Origin of the sequence: Mogibacterium sp. CM50 (assembly GCF_000293155.1) — a bacterium.
Classification (GTDB): Bacteria; Bacillota; Clostridia; order Peptostreptococcales; family Anaerovoracaceae; genus Mogibacterium; species Mogibacterium timidum.
On the sequence record NZ_ALNL01000036.1, the window covers coordinates 1 to 18,132 of the forward strand.

The following is an 18,132-nucleotide window of genomic DNA, read 5'->3' on the forward strand; positions in this document are numbered from 1 at the left end:
TTCTCTAACTTCTGAAGCGTCTATCATATCGAGAAGTGTTGCAAAGTTCTTTTCTTCTCTTGGAGCTTCATAGAAGATGTAGCCGATAAGGGCTGTATAGTATAGCTTTTCAGCTTTGACCCAAAAATCTTCACCTGCTTTTTCGCCCTCTCCTTTCGTATTTGCTATGATTGTCTGCACCAATTTCAGAATGTCTTTCTCAGAATGGATATAGGCAAAGGGATTGTATTTCATGGACTTTTTGAAGTTAATGGTATTTAAAATTTTAATCTCATAGCCATTATCCTCAAGCATCTTGCCACACTCAAGGACTATTGTTCCTTTGGGATCAGTTACACAATAGCTACTGTGCATCTGCATTAAGTTAGGTTTGACATAAAATCGAGTTTTTCCACTTCCTGAACCACCGATAACAAGAACATTCTTATTTCTCGCATACTTAGGATTAGACGGTCTACCATTCATAGTTAATCGTTCTGTTTGCGTAAGCAGGATATTGTTTTGAAACTTTTCATCCATATATGGCTCTATATCTTTTTTCGTTCCCCATCTTGCTGAGCCATACTCTTTCCCCTGTCTAAACTTTTTAGCATTTTTCCCTTTGGTATATACGATAATTTTGATTAAAACAGCTACTACCACGCCCATTATAATATCCGTAGGATGAAGGCTTGGAAGAAAGCTCATCGTATTAATCTCTAATATCCCTTGAAAAATTTTGTCAATAATATCGCCACCTATATAGGCTCTTACATGATGTGAAAAGATATTACCTATATAGAAAAATACAAGATAGGGAATGTTCTGCTTTAGAAACTTTACCTTATCTTGCACCTTAAATAAGCCTTTGATGTCCTTTAATATCTTATCTATCATAGGCTCTGCTCCTTTTGCTTATTCTTGACTTTATCCTTTGAAACAGAGTTCTTTGCCATCTCTTTGAACTTCTCAATATTCTTATGAATGGACTCCTTTCTTTCCGTTTTCTTTTCTGATTCTGAAAGGGCGTGCTTAAATGCTTTGTCCATAACCTTCATATCTTTAGCTTGAAAGAATACTAAGTATTTCCCACTTTCCTTATCTTTCATGACTGAAAACTCAACTCCGTATCGGTTCAGTTCTTTTTTCAGTTCTTTAAGCTCTGCTTCTTCAACCGGAATTTCTTCGAGCTGACCTTTCTTTACCATATCTTTGAGCTTCACTTCACTACCTTCAGCCTTAACTAATTTTCCTAAGCCTCCATATTGTTTTGATCGTTGATGTAATTTATTGATATGATTTAATATCTCCTGATATGTTGCTTTTAAAACATTTATTTCAATATTTACTACTCTATTTGCAATTTCCTCATTTATCATCAAAGTCCTCCTTCCCTCATATCATAACTAACAAGTGCAGTATAATAGGCGTCCATATTACTTGGTGCATTATACGCTGCTGTTAAAATAAATGCTCTAACATTTCTTATTTTGGCTTCATTCTCTGATAAAGCATTTACAAGATACTCCATGTGTGATGAATCTAAACTCCTAAATCTCTCTTGAACTATAGATGCAGGTAACTTTGCTTGATTGATAGTAACTGTATCATCTGCGTTTAGTATCATTACATCAGCTAAAACTCTAATAATTTCATCATATGTTCGGGCAATAATCTTATTTCCTAATTCCATATGTTCGTTATATCCTGTACTTTCTCTAAGTTCTTCTAAACAGGATTGATATGATTTTATTTTTTTATTACCTCCCTCCAATCCTCCCATCGTATATAAGCCTTTATCTTCATGGATGGATAGGTGGGAGGAATTCTCTGAAGAAATATCTGAAGTATTATTTGATGAATTCTTTGTAGTAATCTCTGGTAATGGTTCATGCAAGCTGCCATAATGCACTGGTATATTTTCATCAAATGCATCGGTGCAATATGCGTCATTGCATTGGTGCATTTTGCACTCTTCCATTGGTGCATTTTGCCCTAATGCATTGTGCATAGTATTTTGACTTTCTTTCTCTAAAATACTTCTTTCATGTTCCAGCTTTTTCTTATTCAATTCAAAATATAATTCTTCTAATTTTTCATCATTTATCGTATACCATTTTGTTTTATCTCTTGGATCCTTATTATAGTTTCCAACCAAAAGATAGCCTGCCTTTTCAAGTTTGGCAAAAGTTCTTTTTACTGTATCAACACTCATATAGTCGAAGTCTTTTTCTTGCCACGCCCTTATAGAATTGTATGTCCAATATTTCTCGTCATGATAATTTTTACCGGACTTCTTATTTATCTCAATCCAATAGTTTATCTGTTGCAATACTAAGGCTTCATTTAATCCTAATGCTCTTGCTAATGCTTTATTTGCAACAATAGGCTGTTCATCAAATAAATACATACTCATATCGTCGCCTCCTTTCTTTTCAATTTTTAGCATGAAAAAAGACGATAGTATTTTATCTATCGCCTCATTAGTTTCTTTATATTTCTTTCAATCTATCTCTTGCAAATTCAATATATGATGTAACCCATAATGCAATTTTAGGTAATCCATAGGGACTTATCAAAAATGCTATTATCAGTGCTTGAATAAAAGTAGTTGTATCTTTTTGCACAAGTGCTGCAATCGAACCTAATACCACTAAGAATGATAATATTCCTAAAATCATTCCACTAACGCTGATTATGAATTTTAGAAAAGAAATTAGTATTGATAAAAGTAATATTATTGGAAACAAAATTATTTTTATTATCCATCTCATAAATACCCTCCACTTCTACTAAATCATTTTAAAGTGCCTTAATGCATCCATGATAGCTTCCTCTTTTTCCGGTGTGCATTGTGGAATAACCTGTTTCTCTTTTTTTGATTTATTATAATGCTCCCTCAGTACAATTCCACATTTCTTTTTAATCTGTGCAATATAGAGTGTCGAAACCTTTAAATCAAATTTTTCCAATATATATTCCTTGATTTGTGCATAAGTCGCTTTACTTTCAGCACTTGTCAAATCAAGCTCATCAAGCTTAATTTCAACATCTATATGTTTATCGACATCAAGTTTGGACAATAATGCTACCGTCTCCACATGCTTCGTCTTCGCGAAATTATCATACGCCTTAATCACCCTCGGCTTATACCCCAGTTCTGCGAACTTCTCCAGGTTCATTGCCATTGTATTGGGATTGCAAGATATGTACAGAATTTGCTCTATGCCGTAGCTTGCCAACATCTCCACGACCTTGTCGTGCATTCCCATGCGAGGCGGATCTACAACTATCATGTCCGGCTTCTCTGTCACCTCATCCAGCTTGGCCTTTACATCACCGCAGATGAAATGACAATTATCGATTCCGTTCATTTTGGCGTTATCGATAGCTGCATCGATAGAATCCTGCACTATTTCAATTCCATACACCTTCTTGGCCTTGGATGCCATAAGCTGCGAGATTGTACCCGTTCCGCAGTACAGATCGTACACAATCTTGGCATCCGGATCAGGAATCAGCGCAAGTGCTTCGCTGTACAGCCTCTCTACTGCCTTGATATTAGTCTGGAAGAATGAGAACGCATTCACCTTGAACTTGAGTTCCAGGATCTCTTCGTTGTAATAATCACGACCGTATAGGATCTTAACTCCCTCGTTGATAACGGCATCTGCCAGACTGTCGTTAAATGTGCGCAGTACTCCGACTAGCTTGTTGTCGAGCTTGATTCCTTGCAGCATCGTTAGGTAGCCGGCCTCATCAAAGCCATCCTCGCTGCTTGTTACGATATTTACCAGCAGCTCGTGAGTCTTTACACCGTGACGCACCACGAGATTTCTAAGTAGACCCTGATGAGACTTCTTGTGATAGAACGAATATCCCTTATCAATGCAGAAATCCAGTGTTGCACGCAGCACCCTATTGAAATCCATCGGCACCAGCTGACATTCATCACATGTCACAATCGACATGAAATGCTTTTTCTTATGCATGCCAAGAGTGAGTTCTCCGCCGATTTCAAAATCGCCGAAGGTATACTCCATCTTATTCCTATATCGATATTCCGAGAGCGCCGGCACAAGCCCTCTGAATACAGAATCATCAACTTGGTGCCTAACTAGCTGCTCCCTGATAATATTCTCCTTCTCCGCGCGCTGCTGTTCGTATGGTACACCCTGATACAGGCATCCCCCGCAGAACTCGGAGATAGGACATTTCTTAAAATTCTCCATATTTGTTATAGAATTCCCGCTTATACTCGAGGAACCTGTCCTCTTCAATCGCCTTTCTGATATTTTTCATCATGTTTACCAAGAAATGAATATTGTGTTCCGATAGCAGCATTGAGCACAGTATCTCCTCATTCTTGAATAAATGCCTGAGGTATGCACGCGAGTAGTTACTACAGCAATAGCATTCACAATCATGATCCAACGTCCTGAAATCCCTTGCAAATGCAGCATTCTTGATATTTATATTGCCCCGACTCGTCATCGCTACACCGTGCCTTGCCAGTCTCGTAGGCAGAACACAATCGAACATATCTACACCGCGCTCCACACCTTCAAATAAGTAGTCCGGTGTACCGACACCCATCAGATATCTCGGCTTGTCCTCAGGCAGCAGATCAGTGCATTCATCAAGTACATCCAGCATTATATCCTTAGGCTCGCCTACTGAAAGACCGCCTATCGCATATCCCGGCAAATCAAACTCAGTGATCTGCTTGGCACTGGCTTCACGCAGCTCCTTGTACATTCCGCCCTGCATGATTCCGAACAGTGCCTGCTTCATAGTATCAGATCCGGACTCAGTAGCAGCCTTTGTCTCAAGTCTTCTGTGATGGTCGTCGCAGCGCTTCAGCCATCTGGTCGTGCGCGCCAAAGATCTCTCGACATATTTTCTCTCAGCCGGATAAGCGACACATTCGTCAAACGCCATCATGATATCCGAACCGAGTGCCCTCTGTACCTCAACCGAACTTTCAGGTGTCATCATGTGAGATGAACCGTCTATATACGATTTAAACTTTGCACCCTCCTCGGTTATCTTGCGAAACTTGCCGAGCGAAAACACCTGAAAACCGCCGCTGTCCGTCAGAATTGGCCTGTGCCAGTTCATGAATTTATGCAGACCGCCGGCCTCACGAATTATTTCCTCACCGGGTCTCAGATATAGGTGATATGTATTTCCTAGGATGATTTCTGCACCCGTCTTCTCGACATCTTCCGGCTTCATGGCCTTAACTGTGGCCTGAGTACCTACCGGCATGAATACAGGTGTTTCAATAGTGCCGTGCGGAGTAGTAATCCTGCCGCGCCTGGCACGCGTGCGATAATCTCTCTTAAGCAGCTCAAAGCTCAGTGACTCCTTCATCTGCACCTCCTATCTGATAAACATAGCGTCGCCGTAGCTAAAGAACTTGTAATTCTCGCGCACCGCCTCTTCATACGCCTTAAGTATGTGCTCTCTGTCGTATAATGCCGAAACGAGCATTATAAGTGTCGATTTGGGCAGATGAAAATTTGTGATTAGACCATCCACCACCTTGTACTCATATCCCGGATAGATGAATATTCCTGTGCTCCTGTGTCCGCTCTCAATCTGCCACACTCCGTCGACCTGCTTGGCAGCGCTTTCGAGCGTCCTCGTCGAAGTCGTCCCGACCGAAATGATTCTTCTGCCATCGCGAATCGCACGATTAATGGTCTCAGCAGTCTCAGAATTAATCGTATATTCCTCAAAGTGCATTTTGTGGTCCTCGACGTTCTCGACCTTTACCGGTCTAAACGTACCGATACCGACGTGAAGCGTAACAGAAGCGACTTCAATACCCTTGACCTTAACCTTCTCCAGCAGCTCATCTGTAAAATGCAGACCTGCCGTCGGAGCGGCCACCGACCCGTCTATCTTGCTGTATACAGTCTGGTACCTCTCCTTGTCATCGTCCACGGCACGCCTCTCAATATATGGCGGAAGCGGCATACTGCCTATCTCCTCCAAGCGTTCCATGAATATACCTTCGTATTCGAACTCTATGATCCTGGTTCCATTACCCTCATCCTTGAATCCCAGTATGTGAGCCTTAAACAGCTTGTTATCATCTAGGATTACCGTGTCACCTTCCTTGAGGCGCTTGCCGGGCTTGACGAGGCTCTCCCACTTGTCACCCTCGAGTCGTTTGATCAACAAAAACTCTATATGAGCGCCGGTCTTCTCCTTGGTGCCGTACAGCCTGGCAGGGATAACTCGCGAATCGTTTACAACCAAGCAGTCGCCCTCATGCAGGTAGTCGAGTATATCGTAGAAATGCTTGTGTTCTATCGTATCTGCAGCCCTGTTGAGCACCATCAGACGACATTCATCCCGCTTGAGAGAGGGTGCCTGTGCGATTAGCTCCTTTGGTAGGTTATAATCAAAATCTTCAAGTTTCATATACCAATATTCTCCGGTCTTAATCAGTGAGACGCGATTACAGTTGGACTGCTAAGCAACCCAATTGCCGCGCCTCAACGTGTTTAATCTTCTTTGTAGCAGGACATCATTCCCATATGCTCGTATGCCAGCTTCGTGACCATGCGCCCCTTCTGCGTTCTGTACATCAGTTCCGATTGAATCAAGAACGGCTCGTTTACGTCCTCGAGTGTAACCCTCTCCTCACCGATTGCGCTTGCGATAGTCTCAATTCCAACCGGGCCTCCGCCAAAGCTCCTGATGATAGTCTCCAGTATCTGTCTGTCCAGCTTGTCCAGACCGCGCGCATCCACACCGAGCGCATCAAGTGCCTTGCATGTAACCTTGATGTCAATCCTGCCATCGCTGATCACCTCGCTGAAATCTCTAACTCGCTTGAGCAACCTGTTGCCTATTCTAGGAGTTCCTCTCGATCTGCTCGCAAGCTCGTCAAGGGACTCGTCGTCTATCTCAATATCAAGCACCTTAGCCGAGCGCAGCAGAATATTTCTTATTTCCTCATGCGTGTAGAATTCAAACTTCGTAATTATTCCAAACCTATCCCTTAATGGTGCAGACAGGCTTCCGGCTCTTGTCGTCGCTCCGACTAGCGTGAATTTAGCGATGTCGATACGCAGCGATCTTGCAGCAGGACCCTTACCTATGATTATATCAAGCGCAAAGTCCTCCATAGCCGAATACAGAACCTCCTCAACCGAACGGTTCAGCCTGTGAATCTCGTCTATAAACAACACATCATTTTCGTTGAGATTCGTAAGAATTGCAGCTAAGTCGCCGGCTCTGCTTATTGCCGGGCCGGAGGTCACCTTAATGTCCACCCCCAGCTCATTTGCAATAATGTTGGCAAGTGTGGTCTTTCCAAGCCCCGGAGGTCCGTAAAAAAGCACGTGGTCAAGCGACTCGCCGCGCATCTTAGCAGCCTCGATGTAAATAGACAGGTTCTCCTTCGCCGCGGACTGACCGCAGTACTCGCTGAGGTACTGCGGTCTGAGGGTATATTCTCCGTTTATTTCGTTAGGTATTACCTTCGTAGATGTAATATTGTCCAGCATTTCCCAATCCTTACTATTAGGTGAATTTCAGATTATCAGATTAAAGATAAGTAAAGCGCCGTTTTATTCTTCCGACTCGCAAAATTTAAAGCAATGCTCACGAACCGCTACAGCAGATATTTGAGCGCCTTCTTGATATAAGTCTCTACTTCCAGATCTTCCTCTGATACATTCCCGATTGCTTCCTCCGCCTCTGCCTTGGAATAACCAAGCGTAGTGAGAGCCATGACAGCCTCTCTTCTCGTCGCATCGAGCCCCGGTATATTGACACCGGCAGGTGCTGATATGTCCGGCATAGGAACAGCATCTACTTTGTCGCATAACTCGAGTATTACTCTTTCAGCTGTTTTCTTTCCGACCCCCTGCGCCCTGGCAATAGCACTTGCATCCTTATTGATGATACTGTATTTTATCTCATCCGCAGAACCTGTCGACATGATAGCAAGTCCGGCCCTGGGGCCAACTCCCTTTACAGTGATTAGCTGTTCAAAGAGATTGAGTGAATCAAGCTGAGAAAAGCCATAGAGAGACATACCGTCTTCTTTAACCTGCATATACGTAAATATATTTACAAGATCTCCCTCCTGATGGAGCAGCAGTGGCGATGTATCTGCGATGTATATGCGAAATCCAATACCGCCCATGGTCTCCACGACCATTGCGCCCTTATCGTAATAGAGGTATTCCCCCTTGATGTTTCTAATCATTAGTTATCTCCCTAAACCCCTTGCGTTTCTAGAATGCGCGTGGCAAATTGCTGCCGCCACAGCATCGGCTGTATCATCCGGTTTAGGCACCTCAGGCAGGTTTAGGATAGTTTTAACCATCATCTGCACCTGAGCCTTCTCCGCCTTACCGTATCCGACAAGTGCCTGTTTAATCTGCATAGGTGTGTATTCGGACACGACAAGTCCACCTTCAACGCATGCGAGCATAGCAACCCCACGAGCTTCACCTACCCCAATCGCAGTTGTAACATTTCTATTAAAAAAAAGCTCCTCTATTGATACTTCGTCCGGTTCGTATTTCTGAATTATCTCAGTCAGTCCATCGTAGAGCAGCTTCAATCTCTCAGGCATCGGCAGTCCGGCTTCAGTTTCTACCGAACCGTAGCCTACGGTCTTAAAGCGATTACCATTGTAATCTAGAACGCCATATCCCATGATGGCATAACCTGGGTCTATTCCTAAAATTCTCATCATCAATCACCTCGGATATTTTATCAAAATCCGCCTATTATGTCTATAAATGCACCACTTCAGTATCAATCTTTCGCATTTATACATTGAGCTGTAAGTTTATGCTATAATTAGCCTGTAAAATTGAGTGTAACCCATGTATTGCAATTTAGGAGGAAAAATGCGTTACTCAAGACAAAACAAGATTCTGGAACTAATCAAGACTCACGTGGTTGAAACTCAGGATCAGCTGCAGGATCTGCTGGAAGAAGCAGGCTATAAGGTCACCCAGGCAACTATTTCCAGAGATATCAAGGAGCTTCAGCTTGTAAAGGTATCGATTGATAAGGATCGCTACAAATACACTTCAGGCAAGTTTGACAAGCAGCCTATATCCGAGAGATTTGTCAAGATTTTCAGAGAGACGATTATATCCTACGCCTCGGCACAGAATCTGATCGTCGTCAAGACACTATCCGGCTGTGGCAACGCCGCTGCCGAAGCCATAGACTGTCTGGGACTCGACCATGTTGTCGGTTCAGTCGCAGGAGATAATACACTGCTGATAATCGTGGATCACGAGGATAACGTTAAGGAAATTTTGGACGGCTTCGAGAATATGATTGCTCTTAGAGCATAAATGCGAGGCACAGAGGTAAATTGATGCTAGATCGTGTTGAAATAACTAACTTTGCGACAATTGCATATATGTCCTTTGATCTCGGATCTTCGCTCAACATTATCACCGGTGAGACAGGTTCGGGTAAATCTGTTCTGGTACAGGCTATCAGCACAGCCCTCGGTGGTCGTGCTGATATTTCGATGATTAGAAACGGTTCGGACAAAGCTCTCATCCAAGTGACCGGCCATATCGGCGATGATGACGTAATAATCTCACGCGAGCTGCTCAAGAGCGGCAAAAGTGTTGCTAAGCTCAATGGCGAGATAGTTTCGCTTGCCAAGCTTCGTGATTTCTGCAAGGATTTTGTCGACATCCACGGACAGTATGACAACCAGCAGATTCTCGATCCGGAGAACCACATCCTTATAACCGACAGCTACAGGCATGGGACCATTTCCGGAGAGTTGATCAAGCTGGCTGAGCTTTACAGAAGCTACCATGAGGTTAGACGTGAATACGACAAGCTGCTGCACAGCGAGTCGGAATCTCGCAGGCAGCAGGACTTCTACCAATTTGAATTTGACTACATCGACAAGCTTGACCTGACACCAGGCGAGGATGAAGAGCTTCGAGAACAGCTAGACCTCATGCGCAACAGCGAGCGCATATATGAAGCGGTTGTGGGATCATACAGCAGGTTGACCGAGGATCCGTCGGTTCTCAGCCTGCTGGGTTCATGCATGCATCAGCTTCAGGGCGTAGCATCATATAGTGAAGAGCTCGGTGAGCTCTCAAGCAACTTCACTGAACTTTATTATAATTTGGAAGACCTCTCTTCTACCTTGAGGACTACCGGCGAGTCTATCAACTTCTCCGAGGAAGAGATCGATAGCGTCTCCTCAAGGCTTAGCGTGCTTGAAGATGCTAAACGAAAATACAACATGTCTATCGAAGAGATGATCGAGTATAAAGAAGAGTTAGATAACAAGCTCGGCGTCATCCACAATCTGGACAGCGAAAAAGAACGGGTGGCGGAGCTAATCGATAGCAGATACCGTAATCTTGAGACTCAGGCTAATGTAGTAAGCAGACTGCGAAGGTCTAACGCTGAAGCCTTGGAACGGGAAATGCTACGTGAGCTAAATGACCTGGCCTTTGCTAATTCCGATTTTAGAATTGAGATCACTCGCCTTGACGAAATTACCGAATTAGGCTATGACGGTGTCGAATTCCTCATATCAACTAACCCGGGAGACCCTCTCAGACCTATGTCCAAGATTGCATCCGGTGGAGAAATCTCCAGAATAATGCTGGCTTTCAAGCATATCATCGGCAGCAACGATAGTGTCGAAACCATGATTTTTGACGAGATTGATACCGGAATCAGCGGCAAGACTGCACTTGTTGTCGGTCACAAGCTAAGCGAGATAGCCAAGCACAGACAGATTGTCTGCATCACACACCTGCCGCAGATAGCCGCATCAGGTGATGATAACTTCTCAATCGATAAGAAGATATCTGATGGAAAATCACACACCGTCATCGAACATCTAAACGATAACGGCAAGCTGGAGATGCTGGCAAGGCTAATTAGCGGAGCTCCTGACAGCAGTAATGCGATCGAGGCAGCACGTGAACTGATCGCAGCTGTCAAGACCGAATAACAGATCACTGTGTAATAAAAGAAAAAAGCGAGTCGGCGTTTTATCAAGCACACAAACTCAGGCTTTCTACATTTCGCATATCAGCTTAGGCTCATATTATGTTCATACTATCAGGGACATGATGATGGTCGGCATATCTCACAAGGGCAAACTCAGGCTCGTATTATGCTCATACTACCAGTTGAAGACGAATAGCTCCAGCGATGTGGTCTTGTCCAGCTCTCCTGATTTGAGCAATCTGTCGGTATCATATAGGGCCAGCAGGGAATTCTTTATCTTGGCTTTGCCAATCTCAATGGCTGCCGAATACGCCTTCTTAAGCCTGTACTCGTTGACTCCCAATCTCTTGGCCATAGCCTTAATGGACATGCCTTCTTCATCCAGCTCCAAAGAGTCGTACATAAGCTCAAATTGTCCGACGAGCATAGACGCTAAAGAAAAAACATTGCCTCTCGACCTCGAATTGTCTCCGGCAGCAACGGTGTTGACCAGCAGCTGCATCGCCATATTCTTTTTACCATCCAGCAGATAATCGATAAAGTTAAATACGAACCTGTCCTTATCGCCTATCATAATTTCCTCAATTAGCTGGCGAGATATCGTATCTTCATCTGAAGCATTGACCAGCTTGGTCAGATCAGACTCCATCCTATACAAATCATATTCGCTATCATTGTTGAGATATCCGGTTATATCCACTAGATAATCCATATCGCGAGCTCCGATTAGCTTTCCGGCGGCTCTGATTCTCTTGTTCACAAACGACTTCAACTCTGCAGTGCTCAGTCTTTCAAAATTATAAGTCCTACATGCAGTCGCAACCTTAGTTGCAAAGGCATTTAGCTTGTCACGCTTCCCCGGGCTGTGTCCTCTATCAAGGGAAAATACAATTATCGTAGCCGGGTTCGGGCAACTCAAATACTCCAGAATCGTAGCAGTCTCGGAGACCACACTCTTTTTGATTAAAGGTGAATAATTTTTGACCGTTAACACTCGTGTGCCGGCAAACATCGTCATGGTATTTGCAGTTTCAACGATTTCCTGAGCTGTTACCCGCTCTCCATCAAAGTCTGTTACCACATATTTTCTGTCCTCAGGGGTAGAAATTCTATCGATTACAGTCTTTAATGCCCAATCGGTTAGAAATCCTTCCTCTCCGTACATAAATATGGCGTTACCAAGTATTCCGTTCTTGAGGTCGTTGTTAAACTCTTTAAATGACATCTTCTATCATCCTGTCAATTCTAATTCTATCTCTATTGATATCTATACCTATAGCGCCCTGCTTATCGTTCCTGTACACCGCTGCTCCATGTCTACGGAGACGTCTGATTATCCCCGGATTCGGATGTCCGTAAGTATTGTGCTTTCCCACTTGGATTACTGCAATTTTAGGGCTCACAGCGCTGATAAAATCTTCAGTTGAACTATATCGGCTTCCATGATGTGCAACCTTAAGTATGTCGCACTTTAACACATCGGAAGAATTATAGTATTTTACCATATCGAGCTCATCCTGCTCAACAAGGTCGCCCGTTATCATCACCTTGACACCATCGTAATGCACTATGTACACAGTATTGAGTTCATTATCATCGTCTCCGCTTTTAGCGGTTCTATCATCCATAGGCCATATTGCTTCAATCCATACCTCTTTTGACAGCTGTATTTTATCTCTAAAGCCAATCATCTTCACGCCACCTCCCGATACCTCGTTTCTGTACGGATATGGGATAACATATTTTTTTACAGGAAAAACCTCACCGAGTTCCATTGCCCCTTTGCAGTGATCTGTGTGCATGTGCGTAAAGAGACTCATATCAAGGTCATTAATACCGTTTTTCAGGAAGTACTCTTTAAGGACCTTCTCTCCGATATTCTTCTTTATATCACCGCCGCCGTCTATCAGCATGTCATATCTATCAGTCCTAATATGTATTCCATCACCTTGCCCAACATCTACAAATACAATCTCATCATTTAAAAAGGGATTTCTATATGCAAAGCCGACTGCAACCGAAACAAGAGTAATCAACATCATACATACTGCTAATGTCCTGTATTTCCTGCGCAGAATCATGACAATTCCAAATTCGGAGCATACGAAGAACAGCACCGCATACGCTACAAGCACTATAGCAACCTTATGCGATCTAGCCGAATACGAAAAGCATCCATTCATATTCAACAGGTGGTTTAGCTTCAGTACGATTCTGATAAGATAATACATCACGCTTTTGATGATAAACCCCGCACTGCCGGTAAATAAAAACACTATTAAACCACCTATTGCGAACGGTACCAGCAAGCTGATAAGTCCGACGATAGGAATATTTACAAGGAACCCAATCGGATTGATCTTGTTGAATGTATACACAGTGTATGGCACCATAACCAGCTGAATCGAAAGAATAAATCCGGCAGATTTGCCTATTAATCTGCCAAGTGGATCACACAGAAATGCAATACCGGCAACTGCCAGAAAAGACATCTGAAAGCCGGCTCCGAACAACAGATACGGATTGTATATGAGCAAGGCTATAAACGATGTAGCCAGAGCAGCTGACAGGTCAAATGGTCTCTTCAGATAGAATGCCAATATAGCAGTGCACGTTAATAGAACGGCTCTTGTCGTCGATACGTTCCAGGCTGTCACCTCTCCGTAGCCCAGCATTACAATTATAGTTACAATTCCTACAATACCTCCATGTCGCCCCATTGCCATCAGCCTAAGCATCCCATATATAACGCCTACATGCAGGCCGCTGACTGCCAACACATGAGCGGTGGTATTTTCTCTAAATTCCTTTATTGTGTCATTATCGATATCGCCAGTGTCACCGTATGTCACACCTTTTATAAATCCATATACGCTTTCTTTGCCACCGGAGGCTTCCCGCGCAAAGCTCTCTTTGATAACCTGCAATCGACGCCTGGCTTTCCACACTATGGCTTTATCTCTATCTTGAAATACCTTTATACGCGAAGCCTTCATCATATGTGTGATTCTCTTTGTCTGCAGATATCTCCTATAATCAAAGCATCCGGGATTTCTCGCTGTTTCAGGTATTTCTATTTGCCCTTCAACCCTGACTTTCCTGCCATATAAATTCCGACTCGCAGTCTCTGTGCACCTAATTGCACCTCCCCGTTTCCTATTTACTGAATCCCCTCTATCACCCGCCTTTTCTGAAGACTGCCATTTCCGGCATCTTATAACGGTTCTGCGTCCAAGAGTATCCGTCTCAACATCAATGATTATTCCTTTATCATCTTCCTTATACCTGATTGCTTGACCCTCTATTGCATTGTGTTTTTCTAATTTGCAAGATGTTATTGGTTTCTGATAGACATGATTTATCGAAAGATTTAACATCCCCATCGCAAATACTATCGCGCAGATAATCATCTCTCTGTTTATTGTGCTGCTGCAACCTCTGCTCTCAAGTCCACGTCTGATTCGAGCTACAGCCCATAGAGAAAACATAACTACAGCGACAATGACAAGGCTAATAATGATTTTACGTCTGTTAATCAGTACGTCTGCTGATATAATTCCTAAAGCCATAGAAACTGCATAAGCAACAATTTTCCTTCTAAACACACACATCCCCCGACTATCTTTAATTTCACTAAACAGGTGTCTGAATTCTATCACGTCAAAAATTCCCTTCAGCACAATTTTTGTTAGCAGACGACCTTCATGTATAAATAACTATAATCTGCATATAATCTTCACATTTAAATCGCTCAAAATATTAATTTACCAAGCAATTCATGATAGAATAAAATGCTATATTTTATTTAAGAGGCAACAAATGGAAAAAAACTCAACAAACATACAAATATTAATAAAGAGACTGAAAAATGGCGAACGCCTATCACCGGAAGAGATGAGGGTTGTCGCTCACCATATGGCACAGCTTCAATTTGAAAAGAAACAGCACGAGAAGCGTATGCAGGCTGCTGCACACAGCAGCGACAAGCCTAAAGGACCATCCTTTCATGAGCAGGTCGCCAAGGCTGAGGCTGAGGCCAAGAAGAACAGACTTCGCAACAACTTGGAGAAGCACTCTGCAAAACATGCTGCACGTGAAGATGCGGAATTATATGGCCGCGTTCACGCAGTCAATGAACGCAACAAGCCATCGTTCCATGAACAGGTCGCCAAAGCCGAGGCGGATGCAGCAAAGCGTGACAAGTCTATCAAGAAGAGAGCAAAGGAAGAAAAGAAGCTTCTCAAGGAAGAACGCAAGGCTATGTTGAATGGTGACAGAACCGGATTCAGCCTTAAGAGAGACCTCAGACATCCGGCGGCATTTGTAAAGCGTATATTTACCAAACCTAATCCGTACTATACTCCCGGTGCAGATGCGTTCGTTGTAGTTGCAGGCAAGAAGATAAAGAACAAAGCCCGCACGCTAAGCATCAAATACACTATTCGCAACCTCGTTGTTATGATGGTTGCAATGATTTTGATGTTTTCAATTTATGCTGCAACCGTAATCGCATTCGCCCCTAAAATAGACCCTAACAAGATTTACGATCAGATTTCAACAAACTCAGTTATATACGATGATAACGGTACGCGTATCGATAGCGTAAGTTCCGGCGAAAGTCGGACTATTATAAAGTACAAGGACATTCCTAAGCACACAGTTGATGCATTTGTAGCTCTGGAGGATAAGACCTTCTGGAAGCACCACGGATTCAACTGGAAGAGAATGATTGGTGCAATCGCCTCTTCATTTGGCAGAGGCAATATCCGAGGAACAAGTACGCTCACGCAGCAGCTTGCGAGAAACGTATACCTGCCTAATATCAAGAGTCAGCGTTCCGCACGCCGTAAGATTCTCGAGATGTACTACGCATCTAAAATTGAGCACACACTGTCCAAGAAAGAGATTTTCGCAGCGTATGTCAACAGTATCTATTTCGGATACGGAAACTACGGAATTGAAAACGCATCAAAGACCTATTTCTCAAAAGATGTAAGTCAATTGACACTCAAGGAAAGCGCTGCGCTGGCCGCTATGCCTCAATCCCCGGACACCTATGCACTCATCCAAAATGCTGATTCCCCTGTGGCTTCGCAGTCGACGTCGACACCAATCAAGATAGATGGCAAGTCATACATTGCAAACGATATCTCTAAGCCAAGACGTCAAATTGCGCTCAAGCTGATGGCAGATCAGGGCTATATCACTAGGGCCGAATATGAGGAAAATGCAGCCAGCAATCTGGCTGACTTCCTGAACCCGTCACTCAATGCAGGAAGAGAAACCGATACCTCGTACTTCACCGACTACATGGTTGAGCAGATTATCAAGGATTTGATGAAGAAGTACAAGCTCGACTACCAGAGTGCTCACGACATGGTTTACAACGGCGGACTCAAGATATACTCCACAATGGATTCAAAGGCTCAGAAGGCTGTCGAGGCTGGTTTCAAGGAAGGCAATTACTTCCCGTCGCTCACCGGCCTCAAAAAGGACAGTGCCGGCAATATTGTCAGTGACAAAGGAGTTATCACCCTGTACGCATATAACAATATGTTACAGGATGGGAAATTCAAGCTTGCCGACGGGGAATACAAAAAAAACAATGATGGTTCGCTGACCATATATAAGAATAAACGACTGAATATATACAAGACTTCGACCGCAAACGGCTCTGATTACAGCTTGGAGTTCAAACCATCATATGTGGTTGAGAACGGAAGCCTCTACATCATTCCCGGAGGTTTCATCAATATACCTACTGAAAGCAAGACACTAGATAAGAATGGTAATCTCAAAATCAGCGCAAAATTCATCAAGAAAAACAGCAAGCTGATTACCAGCGACGATGGTGCCCCGACTTTCACAGACAAGCTCTACACCCTGCAGGACAAGGTTATACAGCCGCAGGGTGCAATGGTTATTACAGAAGTCGGAACCGGCAAGGTCAAAGCTATGATTGGCGGTCGTGGTGTCTCTGGCAAAAAGCTGTTTAACCGCGCTGTCAACGCTCGTCAACCCGGCTCATCCATCAAGCCTTTGGCAATTTACAGCGCTTCACTGCAGAGGAGCTACGAGCTGGCGGAGAGCGGACAGCCCTTCCCTCTCACCGACCCCGGCAACGATAAGCAAGGCACAAAATACTACGGTGACTACCTGACAGCTTCTTCTGTGATAGTCGATGAACCTATCAAGTTCAACGGCAAGGTATGGCCTAAGAACTCTAACAATAGATATTCCGGACCTATGACCATGCGTAGGGGTATGCAAACCTCGACAAATGTCGTAGCCGTTAAGCTCTATGAACAGCTCGGATCTGATTACTCCGCAAGCATGGTTGAGAAATATGGAATCAGCACTCTCAACAAGACACCTAACGGCGATCTCAACCCGGCGTCACTGGCACTTGGCGGTCTGTCCAAGGGTGTTTCACCTTACGAAATGGCCGAGGCATATGCAACATTCCCTAACGGCGGTGTCAGAGTGGAGAACAGAGTATATACCAAGGTAGTGGACAGAGACGGTCGCACGATTCTATCGACCGAAAAGAAACAGCACAAGGTTCTAGACGAAGGCGTTGCATATATCATGGTGACAATGCTCAAGTCTGTTGTAAACGGCGGAACCGGTACAAACGCTGCAATTTCGGGAGTTGAGGTCGGCGGTAAGACCGGCACGACTGACGCTAAATACGACGTCTGGTTTGACGGAATTACTCCAAAATACGCCGCTTCGCTCTGGATTGGTACTGATGTCAATATTCCGCTTACCTCTTCATCCGTCGCTGCAGCAAGGCTGTGGTCGAGAATCATGAGCAATGTGCCTAATGTGCGAAAAGGTTCATATAAGCCTGCCCCTTCTAATATAGTTCGTAAGAACGGTGAATATTTCACCAAGGGTACCGAAGGCGGCCTTGGCAAGAGTCCGCTGGATGAATCAGAAGAATCCGAGATTATAGAAGAAGAACAAGAGGTTACTGAACAGGATCAGAACGATAATAACAATCAGGCTGCTCAAAACAATCAGGCACAGCAGCCACAACAAGGACAGCAACCCAACAATTCAGGCAATAACGGATCAGGTAACCCGGCCGGGGGGTAATGAGTGGTTGCCTGAATACCCATAAATAAAGTATAACGTATAAAACAGCGAGAGCTTTCACGT

The 18,132-nt window shown here is 43.8% G+C and carries 15 protein-coding genes; 3 read left to right on the plus strand and 12 right to left on the minus strand.

Annotation, left to right across the window (positions count from 1 at the left end; translation table 11 throughout):
* The 10 genes from HMPREF1152_RS05380 to ruvC form a co-directional block, all read right to left on the minus strand.
* Positions 1–876: type IV secretory system conjugative DNA transfer family protein (locus HMPREF1152_RS05380; RefSeq protein WP_009644169.1), on the minus strand; the 876-nt coding region annotated here is incomplete at its 3' end.
* Complete coding sequence (locus HMPREF1152_RS05385) at positions 873–1,358, minus strand: PcfB family protein (RefSeq protein WP_009644186.1); 486 nt, start codon at positions 1,356–1,358, stop codon at positions 873–875. The genes HMPREF1152_RS05385 and HMPREF1152_RS05380, both read right to left, overlap by 4 nt.
* A complete protein-coding gene (locus HMPREF1152_RS05390) occupies positions 1,358–2,395 on the minus strand; it encodes a DUF6017 domain-containing protein (RefSeq protein ID WP_009644166.1) in 1,038 nt (345 codons plus the stop codon). Before HMPREF1152_RS05390 ends, HMPREF1152_RS05385 begins: the two co-directional genes overlap by 1 nt.
* A 76-nt stretch (positions 2,396–2,471) precedes the next feature.
* On the minus strand, positions 2,472–2,753 hold the full coding sequence (locus HMPREF1152_RS05395) for a CD1845 family protein (protein ID WP_009644182.1): 282 nt from the start codon (positions 2,751–2,753) through the stop codon (positions 2,472–2,474).
* Between the two features lie 18 nt (positions 2,754–2,771).
* Positions 2,772–4,211, minus strand: coding sequence for a 23S rRNA (uracil(1939)-C(5))-methyltransferase RlmD (gene rlmD / locus HMPREF1152_RS05400; RefSeq protein ID WP_009644185.1), 1,440 nt, complete (start codon positions 4,209–4,211; stop codon positions 2,772–2,774).
* Positions 4,198–5,355: a tRNA guanosine(34) transglycosylase Tgt gene (tgt, locus tag HMPREF1152_RS05405; protein WP_009644175.1), complete on the minus strand. Its 1,158-nt coding sequence runs from the start codon at positions 5,353–5,355 to the stop codon at positions 4,198–4,200. The genes rlmD and tgt overlap by 14 nt, the downstream gene beginning before the upstream one ends.
* 9 nt (positions 5,356–5,364) lie before the next feature.
* On the minus strand, positions 5,365–6,414 hold the full coding sequence (gene queA, locus HMPREF1152_RS05410; RefSeq protein ID WP_009644163.1) for a tRNA preQ1(34) S-adenosylmethionine ribosyltransferase-isomerase QueA: 1,050 nt from the start codon (positions 6,412–6,414) through the stop codon (positions 5,365–5,367).
* An 83-nt stretch (positions 6,415–6,497) separates the two neighbouring features.
* Entirely contained in the window at positions 6,498–7,505 is a 1,008-nt protein-coding gene (ruvB, locus tag HMPREF1152_RS05415) for a Holliday junction branch migration DNA helicase RuvB (RefSeq protein WP_009644179.1), read from the minus strand.
* Between the two features lie 107 nt (positions 7,506–7,612).
* Complete coding sequence (gene ruvA / locus HMPREF1152_RS05420; protein WP_009644181.1) at positions 7,613–8,212, minus strand: Holliday junction branch migration protein RuvA; 600 nt, start codon at positions 8,210–8,212, stop codon at positions 7,613–7,615.
* 3 nt (positions 8,213–8,215) lie between these two features.
* Positions 8,216–8,704, minus strand: coding sequence for a crossover junction endodeoxyribonuclease RuvC (gene ruvC, locus HMPREF1152_RS05425; protein WP_009644162.1), 489 nt, complete (start codon positions 8,702–8,704; stop codon positions 8,216–8,218).
* Positions 8,705–8,864: 160 nt separating this feature from the next.
* Here ruvC and HMPREF1152_RS05430 point away from each other — a divergent pair, with 160 nt between their 5' ends.
* A complete protein-coding gene (locus HMPREF1152_RS05430; protein ID WP_009644168.1) occupies positions 8,865–9,323 on the plus strand; it encodes an arginine repressor in 459 nt (152 codons plus the stop codon).
* 23 nt (positions 9,324–9,346) lie between these two features.
* Complete coding sequence (gene recN / locus HMPREF1152_RS05435; RefSeq protein WP_009644193.1) at positions 9,347–10,969, plus strand: DNA repair protein RecN; 1,623 nt, start codon at positions 9,347–9,349, stop codon at positions 10,967–10,969.
* Between the two features lie 174 nt (positions 10,970–11,143).
* Here the strand turns inward: recN and holA are convergent, their stop codons facing one another.
* Together holA and HMPREF1152_RS05445 are read right to left on the minus strand one after the other, a co-directional pair.
* A complete protein-coding gene (gene holA, locus HMPREF1152_RS05440) occupies positions 11,144–12,193 on the minus strand; it encodes a DNA polymerase III subunit delta (protein WP_009644191.1) in 1,050 nt (349 codons plus the stop codon).
* Positions 12,183–14,573, minus strand: a complete 2,391-nt coding sequence (locus HMPREF1152_RS05445; protein ID WP_009644190.1) for a DNA internalization-related competence protein ComEC/Rec2 — start codon at positions 14,571–14,573, stop codon at positions 12,183–12,185. Before HMPREF1152_RS05445 ends, holA begins: the two co-directional genes overlap by 11 nt.
* Positions 14,574–14,787: 214 nt before the next feature.
* Between HMPREF1152_RS05445 and HMPREF1152_RS05450 the strand changes: the two genes are divergently transcribed.
* Positions 14,788–18,069: a transglycosylase domain-containing protein gene (locus HMPREF1152_RS05450; protein WP_009644192.1), complete on the plus strand. Its 3,282-nt coding sequence runs from the start codon at positions 14,788–14,790 to the stop codon at positions 18,067–18,069.
* Positions 18,070–18,132: the final 63 nt, after the last annotated feature.